The sequence below is a fragment of the Shinella sp. SUS2 genome, assembly GCF_001262505.1.
Classification (GTDB): Bacteria; Pseudomonadota; Alphaproteobacteria; order Rhizobiales; family Rhizobiaceae; genus Shinella.
Genome location: NZ_KQ410741.1, coordinates 140,734 through 157,663, shown reverse-complemented (window position 1 = coordinate 157,663; position 16,930 = coordinate 140,734). Strand labels below are relative to the sequence as shown.

The 16,930-nt window shown below is 63.8% G+C and carries 14 protein-coding genes; 9 read left to right on the top strand and 5 right to left on the bottom strand.

From position 1 onward, the window contains the following. Window positions 1-319: 319 nt before the first annotated feature. Both tcuA and tcuB read left to right on the top strand, forming a co-directional pair. A complete protein-coding gene (gene tcuA / locus AKG11_RS26215) occupies window positions 320-1,741 on the top strand; it encodes an FAD-dependent tricarballylate dehydrogenase TcuA (RefSeq protein ID WP_050746046.1) in 1,422 nt (473 codons plus the stop codon). Continuing rightward, window positions 1,738-2,871 (top strand): tricarballylate utilization 4Fe-4S protein TcuB, encoded by a 1,134-nt coding sequence (gene tcuB / locus AKG11_RS26210; protein ID WP_050746045.1) that lies wholly within the window; start codon window positions 1,738-1,740, stop codon window positions 2,869-2,871. The genes tcuA and tcuB overlap by 4 nt, the downstream gene beginning before the upstream one ends. A 252-nt stretch (window positions 2,872-3,123) precedes the next feature. Here tcuB and AKG11_RS26205 read toward each other — a convergent pair whose 3' ends face one another. Further along, on the bottom strand, window positions 3,124-3,810 hold the full coding sequence (locus AKG11_RS26205) for an SMC-Scp complex subunit ScpB (RefSeq protein WP_023515563.1): 687 nt from the start codon (window positions 3,808-3,810) through the stop codon (window positions 3,124-3,126). A 2-nt stretch (window positions 3,811-3,812) separates the two neighbouring features. Beyond that, complete coding sequence (locus AKG11_RS26200; protein WP_024269937.1) at window positions 3,813-4,766, bottom strand: DUF1403 family protein; 954 nt, start codon at window positions 4,764-4,766, stop codon at window positions 3,813-3,815. A 276-nt stretch (window positions 4,767-5,042) separates the two neighbouring features. Between AKG11_RS26200 and AKG11_RS26195 the strand changes: the two genes are divergently transcribed. The 3 genes from AKG11_RS26195 to AKG11_RS26185 all read left to right on the top strand — a co-directional run bounded on the left by AKG11_RS26195 (window position 5,043) and on the right by AKG11_RS26185 (window position 9,625). Next, a complete protein-coding gene (locus tag AKG11_RS26195; protein WP_023515743.1) occupies window positions 5,043-6,803 on the top strand; it encodes a peptidoglycan D,D-transpeptidase FtsI family protein in 1,761 nt (586 codons plus the stop codon). A gap of 114 nt (window positions 6,804-6,917) precedes the next feature. Then, window positions 6,918-7,856 (top strand): AraC family transcriptional regulator, encoded by a 939-nt coding sequence (locus AKG11_RS26190; protein ID WP_024269936.1) that lies wholly within the window; start codon window positions 6,918-6,920, stop codon window positions 7,854-7,856. Window positions 7,857-8,053: 197 nt separating this feature from the next. Further along, window positions 8,054-9,625: a calcium-binding protein gene (locus tag AKG11_RS26185; RefSeq protein ID WP_165909464.1), complete on the top strand. Its 1,572-nt coding sequence runs from the start codon at window positions 8,054-8,056 to the stop codon at window positions 9,623-9,625. 113 nt (window positions 9,626-9,738) lie between these two features. Here AKG11_RS26185 and AKG11_RS26180 read toward each other — a convergent pair whose 3' ends face one another. Continuing rightward, on the bottom strand, window positions 9,739-10,677 hold the full coding sequence (locus AKG11_RS26180; protein ID WP_024269935.1) for a phytanoyl-CoA dioxygenase family protein: 939 nt from the start codon (window positions 10,675-10,677) through the stop codon (window positions 9,739-9,741). Window positions 10,678-10,806: 129 nt separating this feature from the next. Between AKG11_RS26180 and AKG11_RS26175 the strand changes: the two genes are divergently transcribed. Then, on the top strand, window positions 10,807-11,661 hold the full coding sequence (locus tag AKG11_RS26175; RefSeq protein WP_050746043.1) for a helix-turn-helix domain-containing protein: 855 nt from the start codon (window positions 10,807-10,809) through the stop codon (window positions 11,659-11,661). 96 nt (window positions 11,662-11,757) lie between these two features. On the opposite strand, the gene AKG11_RS26170 is transcribed toward AKG11_RS26175, so the two are convergent. Both AKG11_RS26170 and AKG11_RS35160 read right to left on the bottom strand, forming a co-directional pair. Continuing rightward, complete coding sequence (locus AKG11_RS26170; protein ID WP_023515187.1) at window positions 11,758-11,949, bottom strand: DUF3008 family protein; 192 nt, start codon at window positions 11,947-11,949, stop codon at window positions 11,758-11,760. 88 nt (window positions 11,950-12,037) lie between these two features. Next, window positions 12,038-15,550 (bottom strand): PAS domain-containing protein, encoded by a 3,513-nt coding sequence (locus tag AKG11_RS35160; protein ID WP_371260152.1) that lies wholly within the window; start codon window positions 15,548-15,550, stop codon window positions 12,038-12,040. Between the two features lie 503 nt (window positions 15,551-16,053). Here AKG11_RS35160 and AKG11_RS33800 point away from each other — a divergent pair. Genes AKG11_RS33800 through AKG11_RS26150 form a run of 3 tightly spaced genes read left to right on the top strand, consistent with a single transcriptional unit; the run spans window position 16,054 to window position 16,929 of the window. Continuing rightward, entirely contained in the window at window positions 16,054-16,260 is a 207-nt protein-coding gene (locus tag AKG11_RS33800; protein ID WP_082342665.1) for a hypothetical protein, read from the top strand. A gap of 13 nt (window positions 16,261-16,273) precedes the next feature. Beyond that, window positions 16,274-16,666 (top strand): CBS domain-containing protein, encoded by a 393-nt coding sequence (locus AKG11_RS26155; RefSeq protein WP_050746040.1) that lies wholly within the window; start codon window positions 16,274-16,276, stop codon window positions 16,664-16,666. Between the two features lie 2 nt (window positions 16,667-16,668). After that, window positions 16,669-16,929 (top strand): DUF982 domain-containing protein, encoded by a 261-nt coding sequence (locus AKG11_RS26150; RefSeq protein ID WP_088016523.1) that lies wholly within the window; start codon window positions 16,669-16,671, stop codon window positions 16,927-16,929. The last annotated feature ends 1 nt before the right edge of the window (window position 16,930 follow it).

The following is a 16,930-nucleotide window of genomic DNA, read 5'->3' as shown; positions in this document are numbered from 1 at the left end:
CGGGATGCGGGTGCGGCCATTTCCGCTGTCCGTACCCGGAAATCACTCCCGCGTTCGGCGCTGATCATCAAATTCACGCCGACCGCTGGCGTGATAAGCGCCTTATAGATAATTTCCTATTCCTACGCCACATCGATGTATCCATTTGCATACTGCCCTTCGGCGAATGGGGGCTTCTCCAATTGCGAGGCCCTGTTTTCATTTCCGATTTGCCGTTCGATGCAGCGCGAACGTCGCGCCCTTCCGGCACATGCTTGACTGTATACAAATGTGTGCAGTATGAACGGTGCAAGTGCAGCAAAGGCGGAACGGCTCCAGCATGCTTGACGGCTCGACAGAATATGACGTGCTCATCGCCGGTGGCGGCAATGCCGCGCTCTGTGCGGCGATCAGCGCCCGGCGTGACGGCGCGCGCGTGCTCGTCGTCGAAGGTGCGCCGCATTTCTACAGGGGCGGCAATACGCGCCACACGCGCAACATGCGCTGCGCGCACGATGCGGCGACCGAAACACTCTCCGGCCCCTATACCGAGGAGGAGTTCTTCGAGGATCTTCTGCGGGTGACCGGCGGACGGACGGACGAGGTCCTGGCGCGCATGATGATCGCCGAATCCAAGGAGATGCTGACCTGGATCGTCGAGCAGGGCGTGCGTTTCCAGCCTTCCCTTGGCGGCACGCTCAGCCTCGGGCGCACCAATTCCTTCTTCCTCGGCGGTGGACGGGCGATGCTCAATGCGCTTTACCGCACGGCCGAAGGCCTCGGTGTCGAGGTCGTCTATGACGCTGAGGTCGTGGACCTTTCGATCGAAGGCATGCACTTTCGTTCCGCCACCGTGCGACATGCGGGCAAGGACGTCGTCCTCCGCGCGAAAACCTTCATCGCGGCCAGCGGGGGGTTCGAGGCGAATATCGACTGGCTGAAGGAAGGTTGGGGCGAGATTGCCGAAAACTTCCTGATCCGGGGTACGCCCTACAATCGCGGCACCGTGCTGCGGATGCTCATCGACAGGGGCGTGATGCAAATCGGCGACCCCACCCAGTGCCATGCCGTCGCGATCGATGCGCGCGCCCCGAAATTCGACGGTGGTATCATCACGCGCCTCGACTGCGTCGTCTTCGGCATTGTCGTCAACAGGCATGCCGAACGCTTCTACGATGAAGGCGAGGACGTCTGGCCGAAACGCTATGCCATATGGGGGCGGCTCGTTGCCGCCCAGCCGGACCAGATCGCCTACATCGTCTTCGACGCGCCCTCGCTCGAACTCTTCATGCCGTCGCTCTTTCCGCCGGTAAAGGCTGATACGATCGGCGAGCTTGCGGAGAGGCTGGGTCTGGAGCCGGAGGCGCTGGAGCGCACGGTTGCCGGTTTCAATGCCGCCGTCCGGCCGGGTACTTTCGATCACACGACCCTCGACAACTGTCGGACCGAGGGCATCGAGCCGGCCAAGACCCACTGGGCACGGCGCATCGAGACGGCGCCTTTCTATGCCTATCCGGTCCGGCCGGGTATCACCTTCACCTATCTCGGCGTCAAGGTTGACCGGGCGGCGCGCATGGCGATGGGGGATGGGCAGCCTGCCGCCAACATGTTCGCCGCCGGAGAGATCATGGCCGGCAACGTGCTTGGCCAGGGTTATGCCGCCGGCATCGGCATGACGATCGGCAGCGTTTTCGGCCGTATTGCCGGCCGGGAGGCTGCCCGTCTCGTTTCGTCCGCCAGCCAGTCCCCGGAGGCCGCATGAACATCCATACCCAGCTCAAGCCGGCCCATGCGACGGCCAGCCTTGCCGAGGCTGACCGTCTGATGACGGTTTGCAATTCCTGCCGGTACTGCGAGGGGCTTTGCGCCGTTTTCCCGGCCATGGAGATGCGGCGTGCCTTTTCGGACGGCGATCTCAACTATCTTGCCAATCTCTGTCACAGCTGCGGCGCCTGCTTCCACGATTGCCAGTTCTCGCCGCCGCACGAATTCGATGTGAACGTGCCGAAGACGCTGGCGATCGTGCGCAACGATTCCTACCGGGCCTATGCCTGGCCGCGGGCCCTTTCCGGCCTTTTTCATCGCAACGGGCTGGCGATCAGCCTGATTGCGGCGCTAAGCGTGGCGCTCTTCATTGCCGGCTTTGCCGTCTGGCACGATCCTGCCGTGCTCTTCGGCGTGCATACCGGCCCCGGTGCCTTCTACAAGCTGATGCCGCACAATGCGATGGTGCTGCTTTTCGGCGCTGCCTTCGCCTATGCCATGGTGGCGATGGCAATGGGCATCCGCAATTTCTGGAAGGATATCGGCGAGCCCGCCGGCACGCTCGGGGAGTCCGCCTCGATCTGGCAGGCGGTCCGCGATGCCGGAAGCTTGCGCTACCTCGACGGTGCCGGGGTCGGCTGCATGAACGAGGACGACAGGCCGACCGATCGGCGGCGCCTCTATCACCACATGACGTTCTACGGCTTCCTTCTGTGTTTTGCTGCAACCTCGACGGCGACGCTCTACCACTACCTTCTCGGTCTCGAAGCCCCCTACCCGGTGTATGATCTCCCCGTCGTGCTCGGCACACTCGGCGGTATCGGGTTGCTCGTCGGGCCGGTTGGCCTGCTCCATGCAAAATGGCGCCGCGATCCCGTCCTCAAGGACGGTTCGCGCACCGGCATGGACGTCGCCTTCCTCGTCATGCTGTTCCTGACGAGCCTGACCGGTCTTCTGTTGCTTGTCCTGCGCGCCACCCCGGCCATGGGCCTGCTGCTCGCCCTGCATCTCGGCGTCGTCTTCAGCCTGTTCGTCACCATGCCCTATGGCAAGTTCGTGCACGGCATCTACCGGTTCCTGGCGCTGGTGCGCTATGCCAAGGAGAAGCGGCAGCTCGATGGGGCATGAGGATCACGGGGCTGGAGGCGGGGCATTGCCGAAGAAGTCGCCGAGAGCGCCCCAGACATCGTCACCATCGAGCATGGCGGACGCGCGCGTAGGCGTCGTCGCCGGCAGCATCTCTCGCCCATGCCATGCAGTCGACGAACTTCGCCCTTCGTTCATCCACGCCAAGCGAGTCTTCGGCGGCGCCCCGCGCATGCAGGCGGGTCGCGGTAGACCCCGCCGCGCCGCCACCGGTGCCTCGCCCTTCCGGCCTGATCACCCCTCCCCGTCGTCCGCCGCGGCGGGAAGAGTTTCGTCCAGCATTTCCTTGCGGCTGAGCAATCCGGCGTCTTCGAGCGCCTCGATATCCGGCAGGTCGCGCAGCGTTTCCATGCCGAAGGCCGAGAGGAATTGTTTGGTCGTCACATAGGTGTAGGGGGCGCCCGGCGTCGGGCTGCGCGGGCCGGAACCGATGAAACCTATGTTGCGCAGGGCGCCGATCGTGTCGCGGCTGACCTCCTTGCCGAAGATCTTCGACAGCTCGCCTCGTGTGACCGGCTGGAAGTATCCCACGGCCATCAGCACCATCGCCTCGAATTCTGACAGCAATGATCCGCCCCCGCGCGTGGGTGTGGAGGATGCACGGATCGCATCGGTATAGCGCAGGCGGGTCCGGTGCTGCCAGCCGCCGGCAACGGCGACGATCTCGTAGGGCCGCCCGTGTAAATCTTCCTTGAGGTCGTCGATCAGAAGATCGATGCTGCAATCCTTACCAACGATGCGGGCCAAGGTCTCACGGGTTACCGGTTCGGCCGAAGCGAAGATGACGGCCTCGATGCGCAGCATCCATTCCCGCCAGCGCAGGTCCGGCGGCAGATCCTCCAGTTCGCGATCGAAGAGGATTTCCTTCTCCGTCTTCGCCTTGCCGGCGCGCGGTGCCCTGGGAGCGGTCGATCCGGTCATCGTTACAACCCGAAGATCCTGAAGGAGGTGCGGCCGGACAGTTCCCGCACGGCGCCGAACCCTTGCAACCGCTCGAACAGCCGGGTGCTGGCCCAGCGGGAGAGGTTGGTGCCGCGCGCGGAGGCCGAGATGGCATCCTCGTCGAGCAGCTTGCGGATAACGGCGCTCGCGCCCTTGGTCCGCACCTTCGGTGCGGCGGCAAGAAGCTGCTCGGCACGGCGCGCGACTTCGCTGGCCGACCTTAGTGCTGAACCGGCACCTTCGACCAGCGCGAGGCAGACGGCGCGCTCGAAGCCTGGTTCGCCGGGGCGCACCCGTCCCCTCCCCCCGATCGTTCGGAAGGCGGGGCCGTGGCGCTCGGCCATCAGCAGCGGTACGGGGTGCTGCCATTTGAGTTTTTCCGCGATCATCGCATCGCCGAGCGCCCAGGCGAGGGCTTCGGCATCCGGCCGTTCGGCATGGATGGCGGCCACGAGTTCGGCTGCGGCGAAGGGCGCAGGGCGGCCCGACTGCAGGACCGCATCGGCGTGATCGACAGCTGCCTCGAGCCGGGTGTCCCAGGCGAGGCCAAAGAGATCGGCCATCTCGGCGATGAATTTCGACGAGATGGCACCCTTGCGGCTTGCGAGCTTGCCGAAGGCGAGGAAGAGCTTTCCGGCCGGCCCCGGATCATCGCCAGGCGCCGTCAGCAGCGCGGCATCGCGCAGGGCCGCCTCGTCCTCTCCCCTGCCCGCCAGCCGGACGGCAGCGACGGCGCAGGCAAGCGCCTGGCGCGCGCGCCAGCAGCCGATCCACACGGGTTCGCTGCGAACGAGGTCGTCCAGGGTTTTCAGGGCTGTGCCGGCGGCAAAGGCGGCGTCGAGGTCATCCGGCGTCCGGCCGCGCGGCAGGGTCCAGCCGGGCAGGTGCGTGGGTGGCAGGACGACGGGAGCAGGCGGGCGGGTGCGCGAATCCATGTCGGCGAGTTTACATGGTGCGTGCGGTTTGTGCTGTTTTTTCCAGCGGACTCGCACCGCTTTTCGATTTCCCGCAATGCCCTCCTGCCCGGGGACCCTAAAGGATCGTTAAGCAGGTCAATACGACTTTAAATGTATATTAATGCAAATTTAATCGTGCGCCGGTGATCACCTACTCTTTCCTTGGTTTTCCGGCTTTCTGCATGCAGGCTCCCTCCAGTCAGCGCGCAGGGATCCGCCCTTCGTTTGCGGCGACAGGGCCTGGATTGCTGTGGAATGATCTCGTTCGTCATTCGGTTGAAGAGCCGAGCACATTTCGTCCTCGACCGGGACGGGCACGCCAACGGCGAGGCCTTCGTCGGCACCAATATGCGTCGCCGCAAGCAGGCCCGGCAGCGTGTAGCGATCATGATCGCGATCTTTTCGGCGGTCTATCTGGTGATCGGCGGCCGTCTCCTGCAGTACGGCCTGTCCGAGCCCGTCGTTTCCGCATCGATCGGCGGCAATGTGAATGCGGTCGCCTCGCGCCCCAACATCGTCGACCGCAATGGTGAACTGCTGGCGACCGACCTACACATGGTCTCGCTCTACGCCGATCCCCGCCGCATCGTCGATGCCGATGAGGTGGTCGAAAAACTCGCCCTCGTCATTCCCAATCTCGACTGGGGCGATGTTCACAGGAAGCTGCGCTCCTCCACGGCGTTCCAATGGCTGCGGCGGCAGCTGACGCCCAAGCAGCAGGCGGATATTCTGGCGCTCGGGATTCCGGGGATCGGCTTTCGGCCGGAAAAACGACGGTTCTATCCGGGGGGCGCCACCGCCTCCCATATTGTCGGCCACGTCAATGTCGATAATCAGGGTCTTGCCGGCATGGAGCGTTATCTCGACCAGCAGGGGCTGGCGGACTTGAGAGCTGCCGGGCTGACCGACAATGCACGCCTTGCGCCGGTCCGGCTGTCGATCGACCTTCGCGTCCAGAACATCGTGCGCGATGTCGTTGCCAAGGCGATGACCGACTATCAGGCGGAAGCGGCAGGCGCCGTCATCCTTGACGTGGAGACCGGCGAGGTGCTGGCCATGGCCTCGGTGCCGGACTATGATCCGAATGCGCCGTCCCGCACCCTGGCGGACGGAAGCATCGACAAGGAATATGAGAAGGGCTGGTTCAACCGGATCAGCAATGCGACCTTCGAGATGGGCTCGACCTTCAAGAGCTTCACCCTGGCGATGGGGCTCGATGCAGACAAGATCACACTGAACTCCGTTGTCGACGCCTCCCGCCCGATCCGCATGGGTGGCTTCACCATCCGCGATTTCAGGGGCAAGAACCGTCCCCTCTCCATCCCGGAGGTGTTCCAGTACTCCTCCAACATCGGCACGGCCGCGGTGGCGGACATGGTCGGCATCGAGGGCCACCAGCAGTTCCTCACCCGGCTTGGCCTGCTGTCGAAGCTTGCAACGGAAATGCCGGGTGTCGCGACACCGACCCAGCCGCGGACGTGGAAGAAGATCAACTCCGTCACGATCTCTTTTGGTCACGGTATTGCCACCACGCCCCTGCAGACCGCCGTCGCGGCGGCGGCGCTCATGAATGGCGGCTTCCTTATCCCTCCGACCTTCCTGCCACGTACGAAGGAGGAGGCGCAGGCGCTCGCAACGCGCGTCCTGAAGGACAAGACGAGCGCCGACATGCGCTTCCTCTATGATTGGAACGGGCAGCGGGGGTCGGGCAGGAACGCGCAGGTCGAGGGCTTCCATGTCGGCGGCAAGACCGGGACGGCCGACAAGGTCATCAACGGGCGTTATGCCAAGAATATCAATTTTAATGCCTTCGTTGCCGCCTTCCCGATGGACAAGCCGCGCTACATCGTCCTTTCCATCATCGATGCACCCAAGACGGGCGAGCGCGGCGGGCGGACCGCGGCGTCCACCGCGGCCCCGATGATCAAGGCCATTATCCAGCGTGTCGCACCGCTCCTCGGCGTCCAGCCGCGCTTCGGTACACCCGAGGCGGAGATGCGATTGATCGACTACTAGGCTTCCATTCGGTCGAAGCGCGAATAGACGCGCAAACCAGCACGTCTTGATCCTGTGGCCTTCAGCGACATATCTGCTCTGCGGGTCGTACGATCAACGATTGCCGGGGGCCAGATGTCCGTCGTCCAGTTTTCCACGCGAGAGACCGCCGAGTGCCTGCGCAAGGAACTGGTCGAAGCCGTCTATAACGGCCATGTCCGCACCACGATCGATTTTCTTGGCGACGTGCCCGTGGATATCGACATGCGGCTGCGCGGGGTTGGCGGCGTGCATATTGCCGGCGCCAACACGACACCTGTCACACTGGTTACCCCCTCGGACGAGGAGGACCTGCTCTATCTCAGCATTGCCGGCGGCAATGGTGTGCACGATGCCCGCGGCGAGGACCTCTTCATCCGGCCGGGTGACGTCAACGTGATGCGGCGCGACCGCAAGACGGTGACAACGGTTGCCGAGAAGAGCTCCTGCCTCAGCATCGCCATTCCGCGTGCGCTGATCATCGATCGTATCGCATCCTCCGACAACCTGTTGAAGACCTGGTCGCTGCGCGATCCAACAGCCCATTTGTTGCACAGCTATGCCATTTCGCTGCTCGCCAGCGACGCCGAAATTGGCGAAGGCGACCAGACGGTCTTTGCCGCCCATATCGTCGACTTAGCCGTTCTGATGTTTGGCGCAAAGCGCGACGCGGCCCACCAGGCGCGCGGGAACGGCGCGCGTGCGGCACGCCGCCAGGCGCTCAAGGTCGATATCGCGACGCATCTCAGCGATCCACGCCTCTCCCTCGAATGGCTCGCCAAGCGCCACGGCATCAGCGTGCCCTATGTGCGTGCGCTGTTCTACGAGGAGGGGACCAGCTTTACGGATCATGTGACCGCCGAGCGGCTCGACCATGTGCACGGGCTTCTGCGCGATCCCGGCCTGAAAGACCACACGATCGCCACCATTGCCCTGATGGCGGGCTTTGGCGATATTTCCTGGTTCAACCAGCTCTTCCGCCGCCGCTTCCAGGCAACGCCGTCCGATATTCGCCAGCACTTCCTGTCGAACTGACGCGCCGCAGTATCTCAAAACCCTGGCTCCCTCCCCAAGCCACCACGGCCGGCCGCGGTGTAGGCTTGTCATCCTGTCGGCGTTCGGCTCACCGGGCAGCGATGGGAAAGTCGGCGTCTTGTTGCAGCAAAACCGATGGTGCGCTGCCGCGAGCGCCGGAACCGGCGGTACAAGCCGCCATGGCAAACGAGGGCGACATGGCACGCGATCCAAACGGCAGCAACAACGGCACGGATGGCAACGACATCCTCTGGGGCAAGGCCCTGGTGCTGAGTGACGGCACCTATGACAACTACAGCGACTTCGCTTCCGACGCGTTGCGTGGCTTCGGCGGCGACGACCTAATCTTGGGCGATATCTACAACGACGGCGATGACCATACCGAAGGCGATACCGCCTATGGCGGCGACGGCAACGACGTCATCTACGGCGACTGCGGCGCCGATGAGCCGAACTGGGAGACGAGCCAGAATGGTGCGAGCGACGTGCTCTACGGCGATGCCGGCGACGATCGCATCTATGGACAGGCCGGCAATGACAGGATGGAGGGCGGCACGGGCAACGATCTCCTGGTCGGCGGCAGCGGCGGGGATGCCCTGCGGGGCGGCGACGGCAACGACGTGCTCTGGGCCGGCCTTCAGAACGACCTGACATACGAGACGACTCGTAACACGCTGTTTGGCGACGGCGGCAATGACAAGCTTTACGGCAGCGCCGGCGCGGATGAGATGGATGGCGGCGACGGCCGCGACATCCTCAACTGCGCGGCGGGCGACGACGATGTCGCCGGCGGCAATGGCTCGGATGTCATCTATGGCGGCGATGGCAACGACTACATCGCAGGCGGTGGTTATTACGCGACCGAGACGGGCGATGGGGCCGACGTGCTCTATGGCGGCAACGGAAACGACAACATCTTTGGTCATTCCGGCAATGACAGGCTCTTTGGCGGGGCCGGCGAGGATGTGCTGAACGGCGGAACGGGCAGCGACATATACGATGGCGGTGCGGGTGCCGATATCTACCGCTGCGCCAGCGGCGGCAACGATACCTACATCTTCGGGGCCGGAGACAAGTTCGAGTGGGACTATGCGGACGATGGGGTCGATCTCGTTCTCTCCTCCATTTCCCACACGCTTGGTCGCTACCATGAAAAGCTGACGCTGACCGGCACGGCCGCCTTGATGGGGGTCGGCAACGGTTCTGCCAATGTCATCATCGGCAACGGTGCCGCAAACACGTTACGTGGCCTCGGCGGTGCTGACGTCATCAGTGGCGGTGGTGGCAACGACCGCATAGAAGGCGGTGCCGGCAACGATGGGCTCAGTGGCGGTGCGAACCATGATGTCCTGTTCGGCGGCGCGGGGGCCGACCGCCTCAACGGCGGCGTTGGCAATGACAGGCTCAATGGCGGCGCGGGCAAGGACATCCTGACCGGCGGAACCGGAAACGACACCTTCATTTTCGTGCACAAGCCGACGGCCGCCAATCGTGACGTGATCACCGATTTCAACCGGGCGGCCGATACGATCGGCCTCGAGAAGGATATCTTCGACGACCTCGGTCAGCTCGGCAGGCTCGGTTCGGCGCTGTTCAAGACGATCGGTGTTGGTAATGCCGCCGTCGACGCCAGCGACCGGGTGATCTACGACAACAAGAGCGGCGCTCTCTACTATGACTTCGACGGTTCCGGCAGTGCGGCACGCCAGCAGATTGCCACGCTGGACTCCGGCCTGCGGCTGACATTCGCGGATATTCTGGTTCTCTAGGAGCTGTCGATGTTCCGGGGCGGGCCGGAAAGCCGATCCGTTCCGCGCCCTGCTTCAAGCACGGCAATTGCCACTTCCCTGGCCGCAACATTCCCGTTGCGGCCAGGCACCCGTTACCACCGGGTAAGGCCGAGGAGCTTTTCACCGAGTGGCGTCAATGTCGCAGTCTCCGCATTGTGCTTCTCCCATTCGCGCGGGTCGCCGGGGAAGGCGTCACGTTTCGGGTGGTCGCGGTCCTGCCACAGGCGGATACGCTCCTGCCGTTCGGCCGCGTTGTCGAATTCCGCCGGATGCATGGAGATATACTGCGCCATGCGCACCCGGGTGTCCGAATGGTTCGGCCGTACCCCGTGGGCAAGCAGCGAGTTGAAGATCATCATGTCGCCTGGATCCATCTCGATATTGACGACGCCGAGCCCGGCCATGTCGGGATGCATGGGATCGCGATCTTCCGGTTGCGTCTTCACCCATTCCTCAAAATGCTCGAAGAGCCAGGGCACGCACTGGAAGCCGCCGACGTCGCCGTCCTGCTTTTGCAGACTGAGCACGCCCTGCACGCCGATCGGCAGCGGGCGGATCGAGGTGTCCACGTCCCAGTGGATGAAGCCGTTAGGATTACCCTTGATCTTCTTCGGCGGGTTGAGATTGGCCCGGTCGATGGTGACCCACAGGTCTTCCCGGTCCCAGATATCGACGAAAGCGTCGTAGACGCGGGGTTCCATGCGGTTGTCCCACAGATGCTGGTGATTGTAGATTTCCAGCATGCCGGTGTTGTTGAGCTCCTTCATCTTGTGTTCGCGTCGCTGCGGTGCGTACCAGGTGGACGGGTCTGCGGGGTTCTTTTCATCGAACCGCCAGAGAAGGTCGACGAGCCGCTCCACATTGGCCGCCGGCACTGCCTGGCGAATGATGACGTAGCCCTTCCTTGTCCAGTGTTCCCAGTCCGCCTTCGACAGGACGCGCAGCGGTAGCGCCTTGTCGATCTCTTTGAGCTGCGTTGTGGCTGCGCTTGTCGGGTGGCTGTCGCGTTTGTCTGCGGTGGCCGGATGCATCTTGTTCTCCCGTGGTTGCCGTCCCGGATGTCGGGTTTGGAAGGAGAGTATGCTTTTCTGGGCTGACGTGTTGTCGGTAGCTGGCCGGTTCTGATACTATTCCGGCGTTTCAGGCAATGTAGACGCTTCATGAGGCCCTATCTCGAACATCGTGTACCTAGCCCGGATTCGTCCTGGCACAGGCTCAACCGGCGTCTCGACGAGACCATCCCGTTCGAATGGCACCATCATCCCGAGTTCGAACTGACGTTGACGCTCAACTCCCGCGGCCAGCGTTTCGTAGGCAACCATGTGGCGGCCTATGACCACGGTGACCTTGTCCTGATTGGACCGAATCTGCCGCATACCTGGGCGTCGCGTGAAAAGCTTGATGCCACGCAGCCGCATATCGCCCTCGTCTTCTGGTTCAGCAGGGAGTGGATCGAAGGGCTGGTCGGCGGTTCGGTGGAGTTTGCGCCGATCCGGCGGCTGATCGACGAGGCGGCGACCGGTCTAGCCTTTGGCAATGCGCTCGGTGGGGCGCTCGCCGCTGATTTCGAGACGATCTTCACACAGGCGCCGGCGGAGCGGTTGATCGGCTTGCTGCAGATCCTGGTACGGCTGGCGGGTGCGGAAGGCCGCCAACCCCTTTCCTCCGTCGTCCCGCAGGAAATGGAGGGTGACAGATCCCGGCTGGACCGGGTGCTCATGCATCTTCACCAGCATTATCACGGGCCCTTGCTCATGGCGCAGCTGGCCGACATCGCGGCACTCAGCGAGAGCGGCCTGCACCGGCTGTTCAGGAAGCACACTCAATCGACCGTCTCGGACTATCTGGCGGGATTGCGGATCGGCGAGGCTTGTGCCCGGCTATCGGCAACGCGCCAGCCCATCCAGCATATCGCAGCCGATGTCGGTTATGGCTCGCTTGCCAATTTCAACCGCCAGTTCCTGCGCCTTCGCGGCATGACCCCGCGGGCCTACCGCGCCTCGTTTCAACGGTGACGGAAAGGTCTCCCCTCCCCTCTTCCCATTTGATCGTCTGGGAACGGTGCAGCGGCGATCTTGCCCGGTGCCATCGTTGTTGCTGATCTCGGCGCATCACGCGGGTTTGGAGACGTGTTCGGGCTTGCCCTTGCGCTTCGTCGACGCCAGCTCCTTCAATGCGCTCTCGGACATGGATTTCTCCATGCTGCGCGAGGCGCCTTTCAGCTCGCTCTTCTTGATGTCGCCGCGCTTGGCTGCAAGCGCGGCTCCGGCGGCCTTCTGCTGTGCTTTCGATTTTGCAGGCATGGAATGGTCTCCTTGCTAGGAATGTTTCCGCCAAACCCGAAAAGGTCTTCCAATGTTCCCGCGGCGCCCGGGCACCAGGCAAAGCGTCTCAGCCAACCGCTGCCGCGAGGGCGGCGGCGATCTCGCGGCCGTCATAGGGCTTCAGCAGCAGGATGGCCGCGCGATCGCCGGGAATGGCAGGCAGGCGGTCGTGGCCGGTGGCGAAGACGACACCGATCCCTTCATTTTCCGTTCGGGCATGGACGGCAAGCTCGGCACCTGACATGGCGGGCAGGCCGATGTCCGTGAGGAGGACGTCGAAGCGCCTCTCCTTCAGCAACGGCAATGCCTGTTCCGCCGTTGCCGCTTCCACCACCTCATGGCCGAGTTCCTGTACGAGATCGACGGCATTGAGCCGGATCAGGAAGTCATCCTCCACCAGCAGGATCGTCAGCCGCCTGGCTTCCGTCACTTCGGCTCCCGTGCCGTCTTCCGGCGTCCCTGCTTGTGGCGACAAGGGCTGACGGCCCGCAAGGCTGGCACGGATTTTCCGGGCCAGAGCCTCCCGACTGTAGGGTTTGGAGAGGAGGTCGACACCAGCATCGAGCCGGCCCTCATGCACGATCGAGTTTTCCGTGTAGCCGGAGGTGAAGAGCACGGCGAGGTTCGGCAGGCGCTCACGCGCCTTGCGGGCGAGATCGGGGCTGCGCAACGGCCCGGGCATGACGACATCGGTGAAAAGAAGGTCGATGGCAACGCCGCTTTCGATGACCGACAGGGCGCTGGCCGCATCGCGCGCCTTTAGCACCGAATAGCCGAGGTCGCCCAGCATCTCGACGACGGTTGCGCGTACCTCGTCGTCGTCCTCGGCCACAAGGATGGTCTCCGTGCCGCCGGTGACCGGACCGAAGTCGACCTCGGCAAGTCGGTCCTCCTCTTCCAGTGAGCGCGGCAGGTAGATGCGTACCGTGGTACCCTCCCCCGGCTCGCTGTAGATCTTCACATGCCCGCCCGATTGCTTGACGAAGCCATAGACCATGGACAGGCCGAGGCCACTGCCCTTGCCGGCGGGCTTGGTGGAAAAGAAGGGTTCGAAAACGCGCCCCAGCACGTCCGGCTGCATGCCCTCCCCCGTATCGGTGACGGCAATGAGGACATACTGGCCTGTCTTGATATCTGGATGGTGGCGGGCATAGGCATCGTCGATATGCGCGTTGCCGACCTCGATTGTCAGTTTCCCCATGCCGTTCATGGCATCGCGGGCATTGATCGCCAGGTTGAGGATGGCATTCTCGATCTGTGAGGGGTCGATGAACGTGTTCCACAAACCGCCGGAGCGGATGGTCTCGATCTCGATCGCCTCACCGATCGTGCGATGCAGAAGATCCTCCAGGGCCATGACGAAGCGGCCGATATTGATGACCTTCGGCTCGAGGGCCTGGCGACGACCGAAGGCCAACAACTGATTGGCGAGCTTGGAGCCGCGGCTGACGCCGGCAATGGCATTGGCGACGCGCTGCTCGGCACGGCCATTGCCCGCCACGTCCTTGCCAAGCAGCTGGAGGTTGCCGGAGATGACCTGCAGGAGATTGTTGAAGTCGTGGGCGACGCCGCCCGTCAGCTGGCCGATCGATTCCATCTTCTGGGCCTGGCGAAGCTGATCTTCAGCCTCCACGAGCGCCTGGGCCTGCTCCCGTTGCGCGGTTACATCCCGGCCGTAGGCGAAGGTCAGCCCCTCTTCTGCAAAGATGCGCCAGGAAATCCAGCGCACCGAGCCGTCGAAATGGCGGAAGCGCATGTCGAGGTCCGGAGCGCCGGAGCGCCTGTTGGTGGTGGGGAAGGTTGCGGCGTCCTCCGGCCAGACGAAGCTGCCGAGGCGTCGGCCGATACTTTCACGCGCGGGAAAGCCGAGGACCACCGACCATGCGGGATTGACCGAGCGGATCGTGCCGTCTTCGCCGGTTACGACAAGGAGGTCGCGTGCATTGCGCCAAAGGCGGTTGACCTCGGCGGTGCGTTCGCTGACCTGTCGTTCGAGCGAGTTCGCGAGCTGCTCCAGCTTCTGTTCGACCCGCCTGCGTTCGACGGCGATGCGCGTACGCGCCGCGACGTCGCGCACGAAATCGAGCTCGCTTTCCGACCATTGGCGTACCTCGGCATGATTGAGGTAGAGCAATGCGACGAGGCCGGAGGCCTCCGTCACCGGCATGTTGATGAAGGCCCGCGCCTTGATCGCCTTCAAGGCGTCGGCGGTTACCTTCGTGCGGGGGTCCTGTTCGGCGTCCGCCACCACGACCGTCTCGCCGCGCTTCAGATCGTCGATATAGGTGCCGTACTCCCGGAAATTGAGCACGCCGGCGATGGTCTCGACGCCGGGGGCATTCCAGTCGCGCTCGATGGTGATCGTCTCAGCGACGAGGTCGATGGTGCCATAACCGGCGCGGCTGACATTGTGCGCCTTGGCCAGTGTCTCGGCGGCGGCGAAGGCGATGTCGGCCGGATCGGTGAGCTGGCTGAAGCGATCGGTCAGCTCGATCAGGGCGTTGCGGCGAATTTGCTCTGCTCGCTCCTCGGTAATGTCGACATTGACGCCGATCATGCCGAGGAACTCACCGCCGGCGCTGAAGCGTGGCTGGGCCTGTGTATGCAACAACCGGTAGCACCCGAGCTTGCGGCGATAGCGCGCCTCGGCTGTGAAAGGTACCTGCCGGCGCATGGCGTCTTGCATCGTCGCGGCCAAAGCCTGCCGGTCGTCGGGATGTACGGTGCCGGCCCAGTCGAAGCTTGAGACGTCCTCGGGGGCGACGCCCCAAAAGGCGCGTTTAGCCGCATTCAGGTAAAGGCATCTGCTGTTCTGGTCGCCCATCCAGAGCATGACGGGCGCGGTATCGGCTGCCAGGCGAAACCGTGCTTCACTTTCCCGCAGCGCCTCTTCGGCCGCCCGCTGTTCGGTCACGTCATGCCCCTGCACGAAGACGCCGGTCGCCTTGCCGTCGTCGCCGAAGACAGGCTGATAGATGAAATCGAGATAGCGCTCCGCCGGCGCCTCGTCATGCCGGCGTCGCAGGAGGACGCGCGCGCCCTTGCCGACATAAGGCCGGCGGGTTGACAGCACGCGGTCGAGCAGATCGACAAAACCCTGTTCGACAACCTCTGGTAATGCCTCGCGGATCGGTTTTCCCAGAATGTCCCGGTGATCGACCAGCTGGAGATAGGCGTTGTTGGCGATCTCGAAGACATGATCCGGTCCGGTGAGCGTTGCCACGAAGCCCGGCGCCTGTTCGAACATCTGGCGCAGCCGCTCTCCTTCCGTCTTCGATCGTTCCTCGGCCTTCACCTTGGCGGTCGTCTCGACCACGATGGCGATGACGCCGGCCGGGCGGCCATCTTCGCCGAGCACCGGAGAGTAGTCGAGGTTCATCCAGACCTGTTCCGGCTCACCCCGGTGCCGGTAGAGCGTCAGTTCCTGGTCCTTGTAGGCGAGCGTTCCGCCGGCAAGGCCGACCTTCATGATATTGTCGTTGAAGTCGGCGACTTCGGGCCATCCCTCGCGCACCTTGCTGCCAAAAATGGCCGGATGCCGGCCGCCGGCAAAGATGGAATAGGCGTCGTTGTAGATCATGATGCCGTCTTCGCCCCAGAGCAGGACGATGGGGACCGGTGAACGCAGCAGTAGGCCCGCTGCCGTCTTGAGGCTCTGCGGCCAGGCATCCAGACAGCCAACCGGCGTGCGGGACCAATCGAAAGCGGCAATCAGCAGGGCGGCATCCCCGCCCCCGCTCAGGAACGGATAGCGGCTGTCCACCGCTCCGTCCGGACCTTCACCCAAACCCATCCACCACCTGTTTCACGCGTCCCACGGCCGGTCACGCCCGTGAAAGGCGCTTTCCCGGGAAAAGCAGGCCCCGTCCTGTCTCGATCAGTTCCGTCCATGCAAGGAGGATGGAGCCGCGACAGGAGATAGGGCGCTACCCTGCTGCGTCAAATGACGGATTTGGGACATTCGGCGTGCCGGCTCGATGCAAACGGGAGTGTGCGGACGGCAAGGCCGTTGCGGTTTTTGGGGAACCAAGCCGGAGTGCGTGCGTTTGTCGAAAAGATGAAGCCCGTTCGCAGGAGTTCGATGTGCGCCAGAAAAAGAAGCCGCTTGCCCGCAAACCAGCCGTCGCCACCGATGCCGAGCTCCGGAACGCCCGCAAGCGCCGCAATTCCTGGGAGCCGCAGGTAATCGTGCCGCAGCAGGTCGATCTGCCGCTCAGCCGGCAGGAACACGAAGAGGTGGTCGTGCCTACGGCGCCAAATGGCCGCAGCGTCGTCAACGGGCGGTTCTGAAAGGGCGCGGGACATGCTTGTGAAGGACGTGATGTCCGCCCAGATGGTGACCGTGTCGCCCAATGATACTGCACAGTCGGCCGCACGGCTGATGCTTGAGGCCGAGGTCGGCGCCCTGCCGGTCGAGGTGCCCGGCGTCGGCGCCATTGTTGGCATCATCACGGACCGCGACATCGTGGTCTCGGTCCTCGGGCGGGGGCATTCGACGTCCATGGCGATTGCGGAATTCATGACCGTGTCGCCTGAAGTGTGCGACGAGAGCGATGACACCGCCACGGTGGCGCTCCGCATGCGCGGGCTGGGCGTGCGCCGTCTCGTGGTGGTAAACGGCGGGCGGCGGGTCGTCGGCATCGTCAGCCTTGTCGACATTCCTACCGAGGGCCCCGCAGCGGAGGAACCGCAATGACGATCTTTGCGACCGACCGGCTGTGGGATGAGGCTGTCGTGCTAGAGGGCGATTTGCAGGTGCTTCGCGTGCAAAGCACGCGGGACGCCCTCCTTTGCCTGAAAAACCACTGGCCGATTGAAGACGGGCCTGCAGGGCTGATGGCCAGAAACGTCTGCGAGCAGGGACTGGCGAGTGACGACGATCCGGGCTTTGCGCGCCGCGCGTTTATCGAGGCGGCGAAGGAGGCCGGCTTCAGGGTGAATTCGTGGACGGCGGCATAGG

Bases quoted from the DNA above. Each gene is read 5' to 3' on its own strand.
- tcuA (WP_050746046.1), top strand. From the start codon at position 320: ATGCTTGACGGCTCGACAGAATATGACGTGCTCATCGCCGGTGGCGGC.
- tcuB (WP_050746045.1), top strand. From the start codon at position 1,738: ATGAACATCCATACCCAGCTCAAGCCGGCCCATGCGACGGCCAGCCTT.
- AKG11_RS26205 (WP_023515563.1), bottom strand. From the start codon at position 3,810: ATGACCGGATCGACCGCTCCCAGGGCACCGCGCGCCGGCAAGGCGAAG.
- AKG11_RS26200 (WP_024269937.1), bottom strand. From the start codon at position 4,766: ATGGATTCGCGCACCCGCCCGCCTGCTCCCGTCGTCCTGCCACCCACG.
- AKG11_RS26195 (WP_023515743.1), top strand. From the start codon at position 5,043: ATGATCTCGTTCGTCATTCGGTTGAAGAGCCGAGCACATTTCGTCCTC.
- AKG11_RS26190 (WP_024269936.1), top strand. From the start codon at position 6,918: ATGTCCGTCGTCCAGTTTTCCACGCGAGAGACCGCCGAGTGCCTGCGC.
- AKG11_RS26185 (WP_165909464.1), top strand. From the start codon at position 8,054: ATGGCACGCGATCCAAACGGCAGCAACAACGGCACGGATGGCAACGAC.
- AKG11_RS26180 (WP_024269935.1), bottom strand. From the start codon at position 10,677: ATGCATCCGGCCACCGCAGACAAACGCGACAGCCACCCGACAAGCGCA.
- AKG11_RS26175 (WP_050746043.1), top strand. From the start codon at position 10,807: ATGAGGCCCTATCTCGAACATCGTGTACCTAGCCCGGATTCGTCCTGG.
- AKG11_RS26170 (WP_023515187.1), bottom strand. From the start codon at position 11,949: ATGCCTGCAAAATCGAAAGCACAGCAGAAGGCCGCCGGAGCCGCGCTT.
- AKG11_RS35160 (WP_371260152.1), bottom strand. From the start codon at position 15,550: ATGATCTACAACGACGCCTATTCCATCTTTGCCGGCGGCCGGCATCCG.
- AKG11_RS26155 (WP_050746040.1), top strand. From the start codon at position 16,274: ATGCTTGTGAAGGACGTGATGTCCGCCCAGATGGTGACCGTGTCGCCC.